The 16551-nt window shown below is 69.0% G+C and carries 15 protein-coding genes; 6 read left to right on the top strand and 9 right to left on the bottom strand.

Annotation, left to right across the window (positions count from 1 at the left end):
• Positions 1-948: cytochrome c (locus sphsw_RS04090; RefSeq protein WP_042466540.1), on the bottom strand; the 948-nt coding region annotated here is incomplete at its 3' end.
• Between the two features lie 211 nt (positions 949-1159).
• Between sphsw_RS04090 and sphsw_RS04085 the strand changes: the two genes are divergently transcribed.
• Entirely contained in the window at positions 1160-2179 is a 1020-nt protein-coding gene (locus sphsw_RS04085) for an alpha/beta hydrolase (RefSeq protein WP_052380837.1), read from the top strand.
• Here the strand turns inward: sphsw_RS04085 and sphsw_RS04080 are convergent.
• Positions 2145-3086 carry a 3-keto-disaccharide hydrolase gene (locus sphsw_RS04080; protein WP_052380836.1) on the bottom strand — a complete coding sequence of 314 codons (942 nt, stop codon included), beginning with the start codon at positions 3084-3086 and terminating at the stop codon, positions 2145-2147. The genes sphsw_RS04085 and sphsw_RS04080 overlap by 35 nt on opposite strands.
• Positions 3087-3191: 105 nt before the next feature.
• Between sphsw_RS04080 and sphsw_RS04075 the strand changes: the two genes are divergently transcribed.
• On the top strand, positions 3192-3986 hold the full coding sequence (locus sphsw_RS04075) for a ThuA domain-containing protein (RefSeq protein WP_031439496.1): 795 nt from the start codon (positions 3192-3194) through the stop codon (positions 3984-3986).
• Between the two features lie 2 nt (positions 3987-3988).
• On the opposite strand, the gene sphsw_RS04070 is transcribed toward sphsw_RS04075, so the two are convergent.
• Positions 3989-4660, bottom strand: coding sequence for a DUF6445 family protein (locus tag sphsw_RS04070; RefSeq protein WP_042466538.1), 672 nt, complete (start codon positions 4658-4660; stop codon positions 3989-3991).
• 113 nt (positions 4661-4773) lie between these two features.
• Here sphsw_RS04070 and sphsw_RS04065 point away from each other — a divergent pair, with 113 nt between their 5' ends.
• Positions 4774-5457, top strand: a complete 684-nt coding sequence (locus sphsw_RS04065; protein WP_031439494.1) for an HPP family protein — start codon at positions 4774-4776, stop codon at positions 5455-5457.
• A 38-nt stretch (positions 5458-5495) separates the two neighbouring features.
• Here the strand turns inward: sphsw_RS04065 and sphsw_RS04060 are convergent, their stop codons facing one another.
• From sphsw_RS04060 to sphsw_RS04050, 3 genes are read right to left on the bottom strand one after another with little or no spacing between them, the layout of a single operon-like run.
• Positions 5496-7316 (bottom strand): methyl-accepting chemotaxis protein, encoded by a 1821-nt coding sequence (locus tag sphsw_RS04060; RefSeq protein WP_031439493.1) that lies wholly within the window; start codon positions 7314-7316, stop codon positions 5496-5498.
• A complete protein-coding gene (locus sphsw_RS04055) occupies positions 7306-9345 on the bottom strand; it encodes a TonB-dependent receptor plug domain-containing protein (RefSeq protein ID WP_031439492.1) in 2040 nt (679 codons plus the stop codon). Before sphsw_RS04055 ends, sphsw_RS04060 begins: the two co-directional genes overlap by 11 nt.
• Positions 9346-9347: 2 nt before the next feature.
• Entirely contained in the window at positions 9348-9836 is a 489-nt protein-coding gene (locus tag sphsw_RS04050; protein WP_159043639.1) for a YfiR/HmsC family protein, read from the bottom strand.
• A 243-nt stretch (positions 9837-10079) separates the two neighbouring features.
• On the opposite strand from sphsw_RS04050, the gene sphsw_RS04045 reads away from it, so the two are divergent.
• The 3 genes from sphsw_RS04045 to sphsw_RS04035 are packed head-to-tail and all read left to right on the top strand — an operon-like array spanning position 10080 to position 12311.
• Positions 10080-11165 (top strand): Ca2+-dependent phosphoinositide-specific phospholipase C, encoded by a 1086-nt coding sequence (locus sphsw_RS04045; RefSeq protein WP_200874008.1) that lies wholly within the window; start codon positions 10080-10082, stop codon positions 11163-11165.
• Positions 11162-11887, top strand: a complete 726-nt coding sequence (locus tag sphsw_RS04040; RefSeq protein ID WP_042466536.1) for an acid phosphatase — start codon at positions 11162-11164, stop codon at positions 11885-11887. The genes sphsw_RS04045 and sphsw_RS04040 overlap by 4 nt, the downstream gene beginning before the upstream one ends.
• A 19-nt stretch (positions 11888-11906) precedes the next feature.
• Positions 11907-12311: a barstar family protein gene (locus tag sphsw_RS04035; protein ID WP_031439488.1), complete on the top strand. Its 405-nt coding sequence runs from the start codon at positions 11907-11909 to the stop codon at positions 12309-12311.
• A gap of 15 nt (positions 12312-12326) precedes the next feature.
• On the opposite strand, the gene sphsw_RS04030 is transcribed toward sphsw_RS04035, so the two are convergent.
• The 3 genes from sphsw_RS04030 to sphsw_RS04020 form a co-directional block, all read right to left on the bottom strand.
• Positions 12327-12806: a hypothetical protein gene (locus sphsw_RS04030; protein ID WP_152555375.1), complete on the bottom strand. Its 480-nt coding sequence runs from the start codon at positions 12804-12806 to the stop codon at positions 12327-12329.
• 53 nt (positions 12807-12859) lie between these two features.
• A complete protein-coding gene (locus sphsw_RS18250) occupies positions 12860-13696 on the bottom strand; it encodes an NPP1 family protein (protein WP_081874119.1) in 837 nt (278 codons plus the stop codon).
• Positions 13697-13772: 76 nt separating this feature from the next.
• Positions 13773-16551 (bottom strand): TonB-dependent receptor (locus sphsw_RS04020; protein ID WP_031439486.1); only part of this gene is annotated, 2779 nt, incomplete at its 5' end.

Here is a 16551-nt window from a genome sequence, read left to right as displayed (position 1 = left end):
GCGACGATCGGGCAGCCGCGGCTCGGCCCGCGCGGCAGGCGCAGCGCGCATCTGCCACGCATAATAGGTCGCGAGCGCGCGGACATCGGCCGGCGCCGCACGCGCGAGATTATAGGTGACCGGCCCCATTGGCCCCGCCGCCGCGGCATGCGCGGTGCTGAGCCCTGTCCGGAAATAGGCGTCGAGCCGCTCGACGGTCCAGGCGCGGACCGCGGGCGAGCGCGCGTTGATCGGCGGCGCATACCAGCCGCCCGACCAGCCGCCGTCATAGGCCCGGTCGCCGCGCTTCTCCTGCTGCAACAGCCCGCGCGGACTGTGACAGGCGGTGCAATGCGCCAGCGTCTCGCCGATATAGCGCCCCCGGTTCCACACGGCCGACTGGCGCGGATCGGCGACCACCGGCTGCGGATCGAAAAACAGCAGCTTCCAGCCCGCCAGCAGCGGCCGGAAGCCGAGCGGCGGGATCATCCGGTTCGCGGGCGGCACTGCGCGCACCGCCGGCCGGGTCATCAGGAACGCGTAGAGCGCGTCCACATCGCCGTCCGCCACGCCCGCATAATGCGTATAGGGAAAGGCCGGATAGAGATGGCTGCCGTCGCGCCCGACGCCCTCGCGCATCGCCCGGCGAAACGCGGCTGGCGACCATGATCCGATCCCGGTCGCGGAGTCGGGCGTGATGTTGCTGCCGTAGATCGTCCCGAACGGCGTCTTGATCGGATAGCCGCCCGCATAGGGACGCCCGCCCGCCGCCTGATGGCAGCTGACGCAATTGCCCAGTCGTGCCAGATTTGCACCGCGCGCGACCAGCGCGGGATCGAACTGCCGGGGATCGGGGCGCGTCACGCGGGCGATCGCGGGCCGGTACGCGATTGCTGCGAACGCGATCCCGCACAGGCCCAGCAGAACCGCGGCGATGACGACGATGCGCCTGATCCCGGGCCGGCTCATCCTCGCCTAGACCCTTGCGTCGCCGAACGCCGTCATACGCATCGTCTCGTCTCCCCCGTGTGACATCGGACGCAGGGGCCGATCGGACGGGGATTGAACGATCCGGATGCCGACAATCTCCCCGCGCCGGGAGATAATCCCGACCCGCCGCATCGATTCGCACCGTGCCCGCGCTGTGCTAGGCTGACCCGACACTATGCGGGGGGCGGAGATGCGCGAGATCCTGACGGCGGCGGCCCTGCTGGGCGCCGCGTTGACCGTGTCGGCAACAGCTGCGCAGACCCCAGCGCGGACCACACCCCCACCGGCCCCCGCGCCGGCACTCCGGGGTACGCTGGCCGGCCCGTTCGAACTCCGGTCGCAGCGCTTTCCCGGTACGGTCCGGCGCTACTGGGTCTATGTCCCGTCAGGCTATGATCCACGCCGCCCGCCCAATCTGCTGCTGTTCCAGGACGGGCAGCGCGCGACGAATCCGGCAGGGTCGCTCAGGGTCCCCGCGGTCCTCGACACGCTGATCCTGCAGCACGCGATTCCGCCGACGCTCGGCATCTTCGTGACCCCCGGTCACCGCGCGACGCACTATCCCGACACGCTCGGCATGGCCAACCCGGATCACCGGGTGGAGGAATATGACGCGCTGTCCGACGATTATGGCTGGATGACGCTCAACGAACTGCTGCCCGCGGTCGCGGCACGCTGGCGGTTCGCCGACGATCCGAGGCGCCGCGCGATCGGCGGCACGTCGAGCGGCGCGATCGCCTCTTGGACGATCGCCTGGCGGCATCCGGAAGCGTTCGGCAATGTGATCAGCTTCATCGGCAGCTATACGTCGATCGGCCTCACGCTCGGCCCGGACGGCGCACCGCGCACGCTCGGCGGCGACCTCTATCCCGGGCTCATCCGCAAGAGCCCGATCCGCCCCTTGCGCATCGTCCTGCAGGACGGGGCCGCCGATCTCGACAACGAACATGGCAACTGGTTTCTCGCCAACCAGCAGATGGCAAAGAGCCTCGCATGGGCCAATGCGCAGGCCGATGCGGAGCACCGCCCGGGCCCGCGCTACGACGTCCGAACAGCCTGGACGCGCGGTGGCCATTCGGACGCGGACGGCGGCGCGATCCTGCCCGACATGCTGCGCTGGATCTGGCGCGACCAGCCCGCAGCCGCGGACGCCCCGCTCCCTACTGTCCCGCCCCCTACTGCCCCACGACGATCTTCGGCAGGGTCGTGATCGGCTCGACCGTGATCGCGCGGAACCAGGTCTCGGCGCCTTCGGATTGCAGCTGGATCTGGCCATGCGTCAGCGGCCGCCGGCCGTCGGGGCCGATCGTCGCCAGATCATGCACTTCGCCGACCGGTACGCCGTTGACGACATGCACCGCGCGGTCGCCGACGACATAGAGGTCGAGCGTGTTCCACGCGCCGACCGGCCGTTCGGCGTCGGTCGCTGCCTCGACGTTCCAGGTCGGCGTGCCGTTGACGATGTCGATCTCGCGCCCCCCGGCACGGAAGCGGAGATGCGGTTCGACCAGCGACGGATCGAACGTCACCCCGGTACGACCGCGCAGCTTGCTCCCCACCGCGACGATCATCCCGGTCGATCCGGTCATGATCTCGAACTCGACCGACGGCCGCCACGTGCCGAAGACCTCGCCCGGCGCGCCATGGGTATGATAGAGCAGGCCGTTGTTGCGCGGCTGCGTCGCGCGCGGCGCCCAGGTTTTGGCGCCCCATTTGAACTGCAGCCGCAGGTGATAGTCGCGAAGGTCTGCCTCGTGGACCAGGCTGCCCCAGGTCTCGCCCTTCACCCAGATCGCCGGCGCCCCGTCGACGCTGCGCACCGCGAAATCGCCCTTGGTATCCCGGCTCGTGCCGATCGGCGGCGTGCCCGGCTTTGCCTGATAGGTGATCGACGGGTCGGGATAGCCGAGCCACGCGGTCCAGCCCGTGAGACTGCGTCCGTCGAACAGCGCGGTCGGCTTGCCCGTCGCCACGGGAACGTCGGTCAGCGTGAGCCGCTGCGGCCCCGCGGCGGGCTCGCCCGCAATCGCCCGCGCCCGGTCCTGTGACGTCTGCGCGGTCGCAGGCGCGGACACCAGCATCAGCGCGACCAGCGCGCGCTTGGATCTTCCAGACATTCGCCCTCAACTCCCCCATCATATTTATGACCCAGCATAGCGCGTTATCGCTACCAGTTGAACTCCGATGGTCCCACGCGCTAGGACCGGGCGGGAGATTGCACGATGCTCAAGATGTTGGCGCTGGCCGCCCTGCTCACCACGGCGCAGGCCGCGCCCGATCCGCATTTGCCGAAGGCCACGACCGACACCGTCGCCCCCGTGCTGCCCAAGGGCCTGCAACGCGCGGTGCTGATCGTGTCGAAGACCAATGGCTGGCGGCATATCGAGCATATCCCGCACTCGAACCGCGTACTCGCCGACATCGTGCAGGGCCTGGGTCGGACAAGCTACGCCACCGAGAATGCGGCGGTCTTCAACGACGAACAATTGCGCCACTTCTCCGTCGTCGTGCTCAACAGCGCCAGCGGCGCCTTCCTGACGCCAGACCAGCGCGCGGCCTTCGCCCGCTTCGTCGCGCGTGGCGGCGGCGTCGTCGCGCTGCATGCCGCGGGCGACGACAGCCACACCGACGCCTGGTATAGCGACACGGTGATCGGCACGAAGTTCATCGGCCATCCGGGCGGCGAGGATCAGTTCCAGCGCGCGCGGCTCGTCGTCGATCGCCCCGACCATCCGGTCATGGCGGGGGTGCGCCTGCCCTGGACCGCGGTCGACGAATGGTATTCCTTCAACGCCAATCCGGCCGCCCGCGGCATGACCGTGCTCGCGACGCTCGACGAGGCGAGCTACCGTCCGGGCGCGAAGCTCGCGATGGGCACGCACCCCGTCATCTGGACCAACCCGCGCACCAAGGGCCGGGTGGTCTATTCGGCGCTCGGCCATTTGCCAGAGGCCTATGACGATCCGACCTATCGGCGCGTGCTCGTCAACGCGATCCGCTGGGCGGGCCGGCCATAGCCTCATTCGATCGCGAGGAACGCGGTGATCGTCAGCCGCCCCGCCGCCGGATCCGCCGACAACACCGCGTCGCGCGCGATCGCGCCGCTGTGCAGCACATAGCTGCGGTACAGCAGCGCCCGGTTATAGGCGGCATCGACCAGCGCGGTCCGCTCGAACCACGCGGTATCGTCGGCGATATAGCCGTGCGGCGGCATCGCCGCGACCTCGCGGCCTAGCCGTTCGAAGAAGTCGGGCGCGCGCGTCTCGTCGACCGTCTCGAACCCGGTGGCGCGATGACGGAAGAAGGCGGTCCCGTCGCGGTTCGTCGGCGACAGATAATGGATCAGCGCGACCCGGTCGCGCGCATAGGCATCGACATGCGGCAGTCGTTGCCGGATCTCGAGCGCGTCGGGCGTCACCGTGACGATCGAGAATTGCGCATCGACGACATGGATGCGGCGGCACGGCCCGAAATCGCGGCCCAGCGCGCGGGCGATCCGCGGAAGCTGGTCGGCCAGATAGCGCTCGGGCAGCGCCGCGCGCAGACCGGGATAATGCTCGCCCGCGGATCCGAACGCCGCGTCCGCCGCGGCCTTGCGCAATCCGTCCGGATCCTCGGCAAAGCCGTCGATGATCACCAGCGGCTCCGCCTCCCGGCCGATACGCCGCCTGGTCACATCCCCCAGCATCATGCCTGCCCATCATCCATCTTTACCGTCCTCTAGCGATCCCGGTGACGCGCGACATAGCGAAATGCACGGGCGCAGCGTAGGGGCGGCACGCTCAGCCACACGGACGATCGCTCATGCCCCTGCCCCGCGCCAAAGCCTTCTGGGCGAAGGCCTTTCCTGCTGACCGTCTGCTCGGGGGCGTCGGCGCCTGTATCGGCATCGCGCTGACGATGCTCGTCTGCGTTGCGCTGCTCCCCGTCGGCGACGTTCCCCAGATCGTCGCGCCGCTGGGGGCGTCGGCGGTGCTCGTCTTTGCGGTCCGGTCGAGCCCGCTGGCGCAGCCTTGGCCGGTGATCGGCGGCAACACGCTGTCCGCCGCGATCGGCGTCGCCGCGTTTCAGCTCATCCCCGACGCCAGGCTGGCCGCGGGTGTGGCGGTCGGGGCTGCGATCCTGGCGATGTCGCTGCTCCGCTGCCTGCACCCGCCCGGTGGCGCCGCGGCGCTGACCGCGGTGATCGGCGGACCCGGCATCCATGCGGCGGGCTACGCCTTCGCGCTCGTCCCCGTCGCGCTCAATTCGGTCGTGCTCGTGCTGGTCGCCGTCCTCTTCTACCGCGTGACGCGGCACCCCTATCCGCATCACAGCGCGCTGCCCCCCGCCGCGATCGCGGCCGACCGCCGCGCCGCGGGATTTCACCCCGACGACATCGACGCCGCGCTCGAGGATATGCACGAAAGCTTCGACATCGCCCGCGACGATCTCCACGCGCTGCTCGCCAAGGCCGAACTTCACGCGCAACGCCGCCAGCGCAGCTGAGCGCGGACCGGGTCTCGCGGCGCCTCAGTCCGGCAAGATCACGCGACTTGCCGTTGCTTCCGATCAGGACCTGCGTCATCGCCAAGGAAATGGCTGGTAAAGGCATGCGCGTCGTCGGCCAGTGACTGCAGCGTCCGCTTGAGCATCGCGCCGGTCCGCTGGACCTCGTCGACCGAAGCGAGGTTGCGATCGACCGACGATGCGATCTGCTGGCTCGCCTCGGTGAGCATCTGGCTGCGGTCCTCGACCGCCTCGATCCGCCCGTTGAGCTGTTCGATCGCCTGCGCCTGCGCACGCGACATCGCCGCCACCCGGCCCGCACCGTCGTCCATGCCGTTGATCAGCGCCCCCAGACTGCCCGTGCTCGCCACGACCGACCGGATCTGGTCCTGGACCGCCTCGATCTTCGAGCGCACGTCGCCCGCGCTCGCGCCCGTCCGCGTCGCCAGCGACTTGATCTCGGCCGCCACCACCGAAAAGCCCGCGCCCGCAGGTCCCGCGCGCGCCGCCTCGATCGTCGCATTGAGCGCGAGCAGGTTGGTCTGCTTGGTGATCGCACTGATCACGTCGACGATCTGCTCGATGCTGCTGGCCTGTTCCTGCGACAGCGCGACGGTGTCGTTGGCACTGCGCGCATGGTCGCTGATCGACCTTGCGGCCAGGCTGGTTCCCGCCACCTCCCGGTCGATCTCCTCGAAGGTGTGCGCCAGCAGATGCGTCTCCTTGCCCGCCTCGAGCATCTCGGTCGCGAACAGCTGCGCGATCGCGTCGAGCTCCTGTGCCAGCCGGCGATTGCCCTCGATCGTCTCGTGCAGGCTGATCGCATTCGCCTCGAGCAGCGCCATCGCCTCCTGCGCCTCGCGGATGATGCCGCCGACCTGGCGTTCGAACGCCTCGGCCAGCGCGGCCAGCGTGGCCTCGCGCTCGCGCCGCGCCTGCGCCTCGACCTCGGCGATCGCGCTGGCCTGGCGCGCCTTTTCCTCCTCGGCATGGAGGCGCAGCAGCTCGGCCTGATCCGCGAGGCGTTTCGCATCCTCGCGCTGCGTCTGGAACGTCGTCAGCGCGGTGACGACCAGCCCCAGCTCGTCATGCCGCTTGAGCGTCGACAGATCGATCGCGGCCTCATGCATCACCGCGTCCGTCGCCGCCGCAATATCGGTGATCGAACCGATGATCGATCGCCCGATCACATAGGCCATCACCAGGCTGCCGCCCGTGCCGACGAGCAGGACGAGCAGCAGGATCGCGATCGTGACATGCGTGACCAGCAGCGCCCCCGATGCCGCCTGCCCGGCGCGGCCTATCCCCGCGGCGGTCACGCGCCGGATCCGCGCATCGATCTGCTGCGCATTGGCGCGAAACGGGTCGACCATCGCCGCGGTGCTGGCAAAGTCGACCTCGAGCATCGACGTCAGCACGTCGACGGTCGCGGTATATCGGTCCAGATCGGCGAGCACCGGGCCCAGCTGTGCGCGCTGCCCGGCGTGGCTGCGCCGGTAGCCGACCAGCGCCGTACGGACCCGGGCCAGATCGCGGTGGATCGCCGCCACCTGCCCGTCGACCGCGATCGTCGGCGTCGCCGCCTTCGTGACCAGCAGGTGATAGACGTTCGCGTTGGCGATATCGAACCGCTGCGTAATCGCGTTGAGCTGCTTGATATCGCGCATGTCGCGATTGACGATGTCGTCGACGCTGCGCCCGGTGATCAGCAGCGCCGCGGTGCTGGCCAGCGCCATCACCACGAACAGCACCAGCATGATGACCGGCGTCGCCGCGACCTTGACCGCGATCGGCCGGTCGGCGAGCGCCAGCCTGCGGTCGAGCCGGTCCGACAGCCGGAAGAACGCGTTAAAGCGCAAGTCGCACCCCTGCACGCACGCGACGATCCGCCGGGATCGGCGATACCGCGGCGCCGTCGGCCAGCGCCAGATTTTCGCCCGCGACATAGACTTCGAGCGCGGAGGTCAGCCGCAGCCCCGCCCGTGCATCGAGCGCCACCGCGTCGTCGACCCGGTAGAGCAGCAGCTGCGGCGTCGACGAGAAGGCGAATTGCCGCGTCGACGAGGTGTAGCGCGCGACCCCCGACAGCGACAGTCGCCCGATGTCATAGCCGAGCGCCAAATTGGCCTTGTGGACCGGCGTCGTCGACTTGGGCGACAGCGCATAGGGGATCGGCAGCGTCAGCGACGCCAGCTGCTCGTCGGTGTGCGTCCAGGTGTAATTGGCGCGCCATGTGAGCGCACCGACCGCGCCCGACGCCGACACCTCGGTGCCATAGGTGGTATAGTCGCCGATCGCCGTGAACCGCGCGACGAGCGAGGGCAGCGGGGTCAGGAACAGCTCGGTCTGCAGGCCGTCGCCCGGCGACGCGATCGCATTGTCCGTCTTCGTCACGAACGCGTTCGCCTCGATCTGCGTGCCGCCGATCGTCCGCGCATAGCCGACCTCGCCGCTCCATACGCCGACCGGATCGATCCGCGGCGACCCTGCCACGAAGATCGGCACCGGCGCCGGGGTGATGATCGGCAGGCGGATCCCGTAATTCACCAGCGACGGCAGCTGGTAGCCGCGACCGCCGTTGATCCGCAGCTGGCCGCGCGCATCGGTCTGGACGAGCAGCGCGACGTTGAAGCTGAACCGGGTGAAGGCGCGGTCGAAATCGCTCGCCACGTCATAGCTCGGCTGCGCGATCGCGCCCGCCTGGTGCAGCCAGAGCCGGTCGATCCGCGCCGCCGCGGTGATCGAAATCGCCTCGTCCGGATGCAGGTCGAGCATCGCATTGGCCGATCCGACGTCATAGGAGATCCGCTCGGCGAACTGATAGGCCGAGCGCAGCCGGTTGTTGCGATATTCGCCGCCGAGCCGCAGCGTATCGCTCTTGCCCAGCCGGACCAGCGTCGACGCCCGGGTGACGATGATCCGGTTCTTGAACCCAAGCGGCTCGGTCGCATCCGCCGTCGCGCCGACGCCATATTGCACATCGAGCCAGTTGACATAGCCGCCCAGCGTCACGCCGCCCCAGCCCGTGTCGCGCGTGGCCGAGGCATGGACGTTGTCGCTGCGATAGCGCTGGTTCGACAGCAGCTGGCTCGGCAGATACTCGGCCTGCCGATTGGTCGAATGGCCGCCGCCCAGCACCGTCTCCAGTCCGTCGAACGAACCGGTGATGTCGCCCGACACCTGGTCGCTCGCGACGTCGCTGACCATCGCCGGGCGCAGCAGCGTCGCCGGGATGCGGCGCTCGTCCTCGCGCGCGCGGACCCCGGCCAGCCGGATGCCGATCGCCGGGGTGACGGGCAGCGTCACCGACCCGGCGAGCCGGCTGATGTCGTGATTGCCGAGCTCGGCGGTCGCGGTGACGGTCGGCGTCTGGCCGACGCGCCGGGTGATGATGTTGACGACACCGCTGGCGGCGTTGAACCCGAACAGCGCGTTTGCCGGCCCGCGCACCAGCTCGATCTGCTGGATCTCCTCGAGCTGGACGCCCAGGAGATTCCAGTCGGTCATCCCGTAGTGATCGAGATAGACCTGGCGTCCGTCGACCAGCACCAGCAGCCGCGCATTATAGGTCTGCACGCCGCCGCGCACAGATACGTCGCTCTGCCCCGCGGTCCAGCTGTTCACGTCGATGCCGGCATGCGTCTTCAGCAGCCCGGGTACGTCGCGGGCCGGCGACCGGGCGATATCCTCGCGCGTGATGATGATCGCGGACGCGGGCAGTTCGGACGCGCGCTGGGGCTTGCCCGTGACGCTGGTCGTCACCGGCTCGCCGATCGTCTCCTGCAACGCCTGGTAATCGACGGCCTGCGCCCCTGCGACGGCCGGACACAGCACTGCACCAGCCGTCAGCATGGCGCGCAATCCGGTGGCGAAAGTCGAAACGGTCATCGTTAAATTTCCTTGATCAGCATCAGGAATGCCGACCCGAATCTGATATTGGCAGCCCGCGCCGCGGCGCGATTGACGGTGATCTGGGTCTTGGGACCCGAGGTGATGCCGACCACGCACCGCGCGGTCTGCACGCAGGCGGGATCCGACGAGATCGTCAGGACGGACGATCTGGCGGCCGCGGCGGCGATGCCGGCATGCTCCGGGCGCAATCCCGTCGTGACGAAGGCGAGCCGGAATCCGGCCAGCGACCCGATCGCGCCGACCGGCACGCGGCGCGCGCGGATCGCGCTGCGTCCGGCGGCCAGCCCCGATCCGATCGCCCGCTCGATCGCCGCCGCCTCGGCCTCCGATGCCGCATTGCCCGGTTCGAACACGATCGCCGCGGCGACCGTCCCCGCCGGACCGGGCTGAAGGAACGACACGACCCGCGCCGCGATCGGCACGTTCAGTTCCGCGGACAGCGGCGTCGCGCTGCCCAGCGCGGCCACGCCGCACATCCATATCCAAGGTCTAAACACGCTGTCCCCCACTGAGGGGACAGCGAGTATCACCCGATATTGTCCAATTAGTTAATGGCTTAGAGACCGCGATACACAATCTGCGGCCCCATCGCGCGGGCCGCCGCGCGCCCAATTAAGACGGTCGCGTAACAGAACGGTCGTCCTCGCGTCATCTGGCGCGGCCATAGCCCGCGGACCACGCCGGCCGGGCGCCAACAGGGCAGGACAATCATGCGTATCTCGACGATGCTGCGGGCGACCGCAGCGGTTCTCCCCCTCGCCATGCTCGCAGGCCCCGCGACCGCGAAGGATGCCGCGCCGCTGCGGATCAACGACATCGCCGTCATCGGCACCCACAACAGCTACAAACAGCCGATGCCCGCCGCGACGATGGCGAAGGTGCGCGCCGCCGATCCGGCGATGGCCGACGCGCTCGACTATGCGCATCGCAGCCTCGTCGGCCAGCTCGACGCGGGCGCGCGCCAGCTCGAGATCGACGTGAACTATGATCCGCAGGGCGGGCATTATGCGCGCGGCTCGTCGGACCCGAAGCTGCAGCGGCCGGGCTTCAAGGTGCTGCACATCCCCGGCATCGACAACGCGTCGAGCTGCGTCCTGCTCACCGAATGCCTGACAATCGTCCGCGACTGGTCGGCCCGCCATCCGCGCCACGTCCCGATCCTGCTGATGTTCAACGCCAAGGACGAACAGAACGCCGCGCGCGGCGGCATCGACGCGCTGCCGTTCGACGCGGCCGCCTATGACGCGCTCGATGCGGAGATCCGCTCGGTGCTCGCGCCGGCCAGGCTGATCGTGCCCGACGACGTGCAGGGGCGCTATCCTACGCTCCGTGACGCCGTCCTCGCCGGCAACTGGCCGCTGCTCGAGGCGTCGCGCGGCAAGTTCCTCTTCGCGCTCGATGAGCCCCCCGCCAAGGTCGCGGTCTATCGCGGCGCGCGGCGCTCGCTCGAAGGCCGGGTGTTCTTCATCAACACCGACGAGGCGTCGCCCGCCGCCGCCTATCTGACGCTCAACGACCCGGTCCGCGACGCCGAACGCATCCGCCGCGACGTGCGCGCGGGCTTCCTCATCCGCACCCGCGCCGACGCCAACACGCGCGAGGCGCGCGCCAATGACGGCGTGCCGCGCGACACCGCGCTCGCGGGCGGCGCGCATTATGTCTCGACCGACTATCTCTGGCCCGACCCGCGCTTCGCCGGCGGCTACCGCGTCGCGCTCCCCGACGGCCATGTCGCGCGCTGCAACCCGGTCCGCATCGCCAAGCCATGCGGCGACCTCGAAGGATCCGCCCGATGAAGCCGTTTCTTATTGCCGCGCTCGCGCTGGTCGCCGCAGCGGACGTGCCCAAGGCCTATCTGGCCGGCCATCCGATGCCCGACCTGATGCAGATCCTCCCCGCGCCGCCAAAACCCGGCTCGCCCGTCGACCGCGACGATCGCGCGACCTTCGCTGAGACCCGCGCGCTGCTCGGCACGCCGCGCGGGGCGCTCGCGACGCGCGACGTGACCGACGATCGCTACACCGTCTTTGCCTGCGCGATCGGCCGCAAGCTCGGTCCGCAGTCCTCCCCCGCGCTCGCGCGGATCTTCGCGCGGATGGCCGACCAGAATATGGTCGGCCGCGCCAAGGACGGCTTTGCGGTGCGCCGTCCCTATCTGACCGGCGACCTGCCGATCTGCGAGCCGAAGACCGCGCATCTCGCGGGCAATGGCGACTATCCGTCCGGCCACACGACATCCGGCTGGTCGGCGGCGCTGATCCTCGCCGAACTCATGCCCGACCGCGCGACCGCGATCCTGCGCCGCGGGCGGATCTACGGCGAGAGCCGCTACATCTGCGGGTCGCACAGCCGCAGCGCGGTCGAGGCGGGGTTCATGGCCGGCGCGGTGCTCGTCGCCACGCTGCACACCGCCCCCGACTTCCGGCGCGACATGGACGCAGCGCGCACGGAACTCGCGCGCGCGGCGGGCGCTGTCCCCGATATGTCGCAGTGCCGGATCGAGGCCGGCGCCAGCTAGCAGACGGACCAGCGCGCGGATGATCGACGACCCCAAGGCCACGACCCTCACCATCGCCGGCCGCGCGATCCGCGACATTGCGAGCTTCTACGACGAGATCAACCGCGTCTTCATGGCGGGCGAGGACTGGTCGCTCGGCCCCAGCCTCGATGCGCTCGACGACCTGTTCTACGGCGGCTACGGCGCGCTTGCGGGCAAGGCGCCGGTCATCCTCGTCTGGCAGGATATCGAGACGAGCCGCGCCGCGCTCGGCATCGACGCCACCAGAGCCCATCTCCGCGCCAAGCTCCAGAACACGGCCTTCGACGCCGCACGCATCACCGCCCAGCTCGACGCGCTCGAACAGGGCCGCGGCGAGACCTATTTCGACACCATCCTGACGATCATCGCCGACCACCCGAACATCCACCTCGTCCGCGCCTGACGCGGCGCAGTCGGGTTATCGCGGCGTCACCGATGCGCGGATGTGGAACAGGTTGTCGGCGACCTCGTCCATCTGGAACGGCACCGCCAACCGATATCCGTCGGCAGCCAGCGCCGCGGCGAGTCCCCCCAGCAGCATCTCCTGCCGCCGGTCGAGATCCGCCTGCCCGGTCACCGGACGGATCGTAGCGGTCAGCGTGCAGCGATCGTCGCGGCAGGCGATCGTGACGTCGGACAGCAGCGGGTAGGCGGTGCGGAGATGTGCGACCGCGACGCTTGCGGCGACCGGTGCGACCGCGGCCGGCCTCGCCTCTGGTAATGGCGGGATCCTGGCGACGGGGATGGTCGGAGCCCGCACGACGGCGATCGCGGTCGCTGCGACGTCGCGCTGCCGCTGGCGCCAGCCGACGACGACGATCGCGCCGAACAGCGCGACCATGATCGCCGCCGCGATCCAGCCGAACGACGATGGAGGACGGACGGGGCGCAGCGGCATGCGGCCTCCGGTACCGCCCCGCGTCGCCATTGGCGGCGCGGGGCGGGGCTGGATCAACAGAGCGTCGAGCCCGACGGGCAGCCCGGCGAATTGCTGCCGGCATCGACATTCGCATTGAACCCCGGCGCGATGCCGCCGGCATTGGCCGCGGCCAGCGTACTGGCGAAGCGCGCTTCCTTGTTGTCGAAGTTCGCGCCCTTGAAGTCGTAGTTCGACACCGCGTTGCGGACCGCGACCGACGGATAGCCGTTCCAGCTCACCAGCGGCTGGATGAGCCACTGGCCGGTACCGTTCTCGGCCGGCTCGTCGCCGCCATCGGTCTTGGAAAAGCGCCACAGGTGCGAAAAGCCCCAGGTCTCGTAATGGAAGACGAGCTTGACGTGTTCGCCACTCGCATCGCTGACGAAGCGGAGCTGGCCGCCGCTGGTCGGACGCGTATCCCAGTCGCCGTGATCGCCGCGGGTGACACCGACGACCCGGCTGCTCGTGCCCTGGTCGGTGGTCCAGACGATGATCGATTCCCAGTCGAACGCATGCGAGAAGTCCGACTGCCAGAAATAGCTGTAGACCCGCCCGCAATAGCCGTTGTTGCAGCGGCTGCGCGCATAGACGTTGCTCTGCGTGCGGTAGTTCGCGGCGCGGCACGATGCCGGCGGGCGCGTCGCATAGGTCGAGGCGGCCGGGCTGATCGCGCCCGACGCGTCGACCGCGGGGACGTTGAAGCAGACGTCGGTGTCGAAGTCGACCGCGGGCTGGAAGCGCTTGTCGAGCGCGGTGGCGCGTTCGGGCAGCGGCGCAACCGGCGACGGCCAGCCCTGTCCAAGCGCGGGCGATGCCAGCAGCGCCGCGGCCAGGCCGACGGCGGACAACAATGTAGCTTGGCTTTTCATGCAAACTCCCGTGGCAGGTGTGTGGAGATACGCCGTACGCCCGCGTCCGCGGCGGGGAGCGCCGCGGACGCGAAGGTCAGAAGCTGGTGGTCACGCCGAAGGTGAAGATGCGGCCGCTGCGCGTGTAGACGAGCGTCCGGTCGGCGCTGAGATCGGCGAACTGCTCGATCGGCCGGTTGGTGACGTTGATGCCCTCGATCACGAAGCGCAGATTCTCGACCGGGCTGTAGCGGATCTGGAAATCGACGTTGTTGGTCGGCCGGATGCCGTCGCCGACATTGGCGTTGCTGCCCGCGCCGGTGATGTAGCGGCTGCGATAGGCGGTCGAGACGCGCGCGCCGAACCGCTCGGTCTCGAAATACAGCGTCGCGTTGGCGGCCCATTTCGACAGGTTGAACAGCGGGATGGTCTGGGCGACGCCGTTGTAGATCGCCTTCTGGTCGCCATCGATCCAGGTGCCGTTGGCGACTACGCCGAAATGGTCGAACGGCGCGGGCAGGAAGGTGAAGTCGTGCTGGACCGCGGCCTCGACCCCGCGGATGCTGGCGCCGTCGCCATTGACGGGCCGCGTATAGTTGTACGGCGTGGTGCCGTCCTGCCCCGGCAGCAGCAGCGAGACCGGAAAGCCGGTGGCGCTGTAGGGCACCTGCGACGTCTCCGAGGTGATGAAGCTCGCCAGATCCTTCCAGAACACGCCGACCGACGCGAAGCCGTTGCGATCCATATAATATTCCAGCCCGCCTTCCACCGAGGTCGAGCGGAACGGCTGGAGGTTGGGGTTGCCGACCGACACCGTGCCGCCGAACGGCGCGACCGTCAGCGTGCCCGCAGCGGCAAGCTGCGGCAGGCCGGGACGGTTGACGTTGCGGCTCGCCGACGCGCGCGCGATCAGCTTGGGCGTGAGGTCGAGCGCGATGTTGAGCGCGGGCAGCCAGTCGTCGTTGCTGGTCTTGACCGTCACGGGCTGGAGCACCGTGACGCCGTTGGTCGCGGTCGCGAGCGACCCGCTGGAGACCAGCGCGGTATGATAATAGCGCACGCCTGCATTGCCGCGCAGCCGCATCGAACCGAGTTCGGTATCCAGATCGAGCTGCGTGAAGCCCGCCCAGCTCGTCTCGCGGATGCGGAAGTCGCTGCCCGCGGTCAGGTTCGCCGCGGTCAGGTTCCGGTTGTTGCCGAGCAGCGCGTAGATGCCCGCGACGTCGCCGCCGATATAGGGGATCAGGCTGTCGCGGTTGATCACGTATTTCAACGCGTCGGGTACCGCGCGGTCGCTGGTCGCCTGCGTCCCGTAGAAGATGTTGGTGAGATACTGGTACCCGCTGTTGGTGAAGCGCTTATACTCGCCGCCGAGCTCGAGCTTCAGGATCGGCGACACCGTATAGACCGCCTGGAGCTGGCCGTTGCGGTACGCATTGTCGATCGTGTTTTCCTGCGTCACCAGCCGCTGGACGTTCCAGTTCGCCGGCTTGGTCAGGTCGAAGCCATAGGTGTTGACCGGGATCGTCGGCTGCATGTCGAAACTGAACGCGGTGTTGCGCGCCTGCAGGAAGATCTTGTCGAACGTCGGCTGCGCGAACGCCGACTTCTGATAGCCGGCGAGCGCGGTCAGCGTCAGGCGATCGCCGACCTTCCATTCGGCATTGGCCACCGCCTGATAGAAATCGGTCTGGTTCTCGACCCGGTGATGCTCGGTCCGCTGGTCGATCCCGGTATAGCTGGCGGCGACGAGCGAATTGCCCTGGATCGTCGCGGAGCGGATGACCTGCGTGCCGCTGACATTGCCGGTCAGCGCGTTATAGCCGCCCGCCGCGATCGCCCAGTCGTCACGCTTGTCGGCAAGGTGTCCGTAGAGCAGGTCGACATCGAGCTTGAACCGATCGCCCGGATGATATTGCAGCGCGCTGGTGACGCCGATCCGCTCGCGGTCGGTGTACCAGGTCGAGGGCGACTGCGCCTGCGGTGCGAAGATCGTGCCGCCGCGCAGCAGCGCGCGTGTCGCCGCATCGATCTCGGGCCCGATATTGTTCGCGCCGTAGGTGACCTTGCCCCAATTCCAGTTGCGATAGCCATATTCGTTGTTGCGGATCTTCGAATAGGCGACCGAAACGAGCGCACCGAAATCGCCCTGGCGCTGCGAGAACAGCCCGACGAGCCGCGGGGTGATGCCGCTGGTCTGGTCGTTGGTCTGGCCCTTGGCCGACAGCACGATCTTCTGGCCGTCATAGTCGAACGGCTTGGCGGTGAAGAGCTGGACCGTCCCGGCGATGCCGCCTTCGTCCTGATTGGCGGCATAGCTCTTCTGCACGCTGACGCGGTTGAACAGCTCGGACGCGAACAGGCTGAAGTCGAAGCCGCGGCTGCGGCTGACGTTGCCGCGATTGTCCATCCCCGACGCGGTATTGCCGAGCACCTCCATGCCGTTCAGCTGGGTGCGCGTGAAATCGGGGCCGAGCCCGCGCAGCGCGATCTGGCGGCCTTCGCCGGTGTCGCGGGTGATCGCGACGCCGGGGACGCGTTGCAGCGCTTCGGCGAGATTGAGGTCGGGAAAGGCGGCGATGTCGGACGCGACGATATTGTCCTCGGTCCCGACCGCGCGGCGTTTGAGCTCCTGCGCGGCGAGCAGGCTGCGGCGATAGCCATTGACCACGATGTCGTCGGCTACCGCGACCGGCTCAGCCGCCAGCGTCGACACGCCCCCCGCGACGCCCCCCGCGACTGCCGGCGTGGCTACCGGTGCGGGTGCGCTGACGGTGCGCAGGCCCGGGCGCGGTGGCGCGCGTCGCAGCACCAGCACGCCGTTGCTCTCGACCGGGTGCAGGCCCGTGCCGCGCAGCAGCACGGCGAGGGCCGCC

The sequence above is a fragment of the Sphingomonas sp. FUKUSWIS1 genome, assembly GCF_000733135.1.
Classification (GTDB): Bacteria; Pseudomonadota; Alphaproteobacteria; order Sphingomonadales; family Sphingomonadaceae; genus Sphingomonas; species Sphingomonas aerolata.
The sequence above is the reverse complement of the archived record's forward strand: the minus strand, read 5'-3'. Positions and strand labels throughout refer to the sequence as shown.

Coding starts and splice junctions, on each gene's coding strand:
- sphsw_RS04055 (WP_031439492.1), bottom strand. CDS start 9,345: ATGACCGTTTCGACTTTCGCCACCGGATTGCGCGCCATGCTGACGGCT.
- sphsw_RS04070 (WP_042466538.1), bottom strand. CDS start 4,660: ATGATGCTGGGGGATGTGACCAGGCGGCGTATCGGCCGGGAGGCGGAG.
- sphsw_RS04085 (WP_052380837.1), top strand. CDS start 1,160: ATGCGCGAGATCCTGACGGCGGCGGCCCTGCTGGGCGCCGCGTTGACC.
- sphsw_RS04030 (WP_152555375.1), bottom strand. CDS start 12,806: ATGCCGCTGCGCCCCGTCCGTCCTCCATCGTCGTTCGGCTGGATCGCG.
- sphsw_RS04080 (WP_052380836.1), bottom strand. CDS start 3,086: ATGTCTGGAAGATCCAAGCGCGCGCTGGTCGCGCTGATGCTGGTGTCC.
- sphsw_RS18250 (WP_081874119.1), bottom strand. CDS start 13,696: ATGAAAAGCCAAGCTACATTGTTGTCCGCCGTCGGCCTGGCCGCGGCG.
- sphsw_RS04035 (WP_031439488.1), top strand. CDS start 11,907: ATGATCGACGACCCCAAGGCCACGACCCTCACCATCGCCGGCCGCGCG.
- sphsw_RS04045 (WP_200874008.1), top strand. CDS start 10,080: ATGCGTATCTCGACGATGCTGCGGGCGACCGCAGCGGTTCTCCCCCTC.
- sphsw_RS04075 (WP_031439496.1), top strand. CDS start 3,192: ATGCTCAAGATGTTGGCGCTGGCCGCCCTGCTCACCACGGCGCAGGCC.
- sphsw_RS04065 (WP_031439494.1), top strand. CDS start 4,774: ATGCCCCTGCCCCGCGCCAAAGCCTTCTGGGCGAAGGCCTTTCCTGCT.
- sphsw_RS04040 (WP_042466536.1), top strand. CDS start 11,162: ATGAAGCCGTTTCTTATTGCCGCGCTCGCGCTGGTCGCCGCAGCGGAC.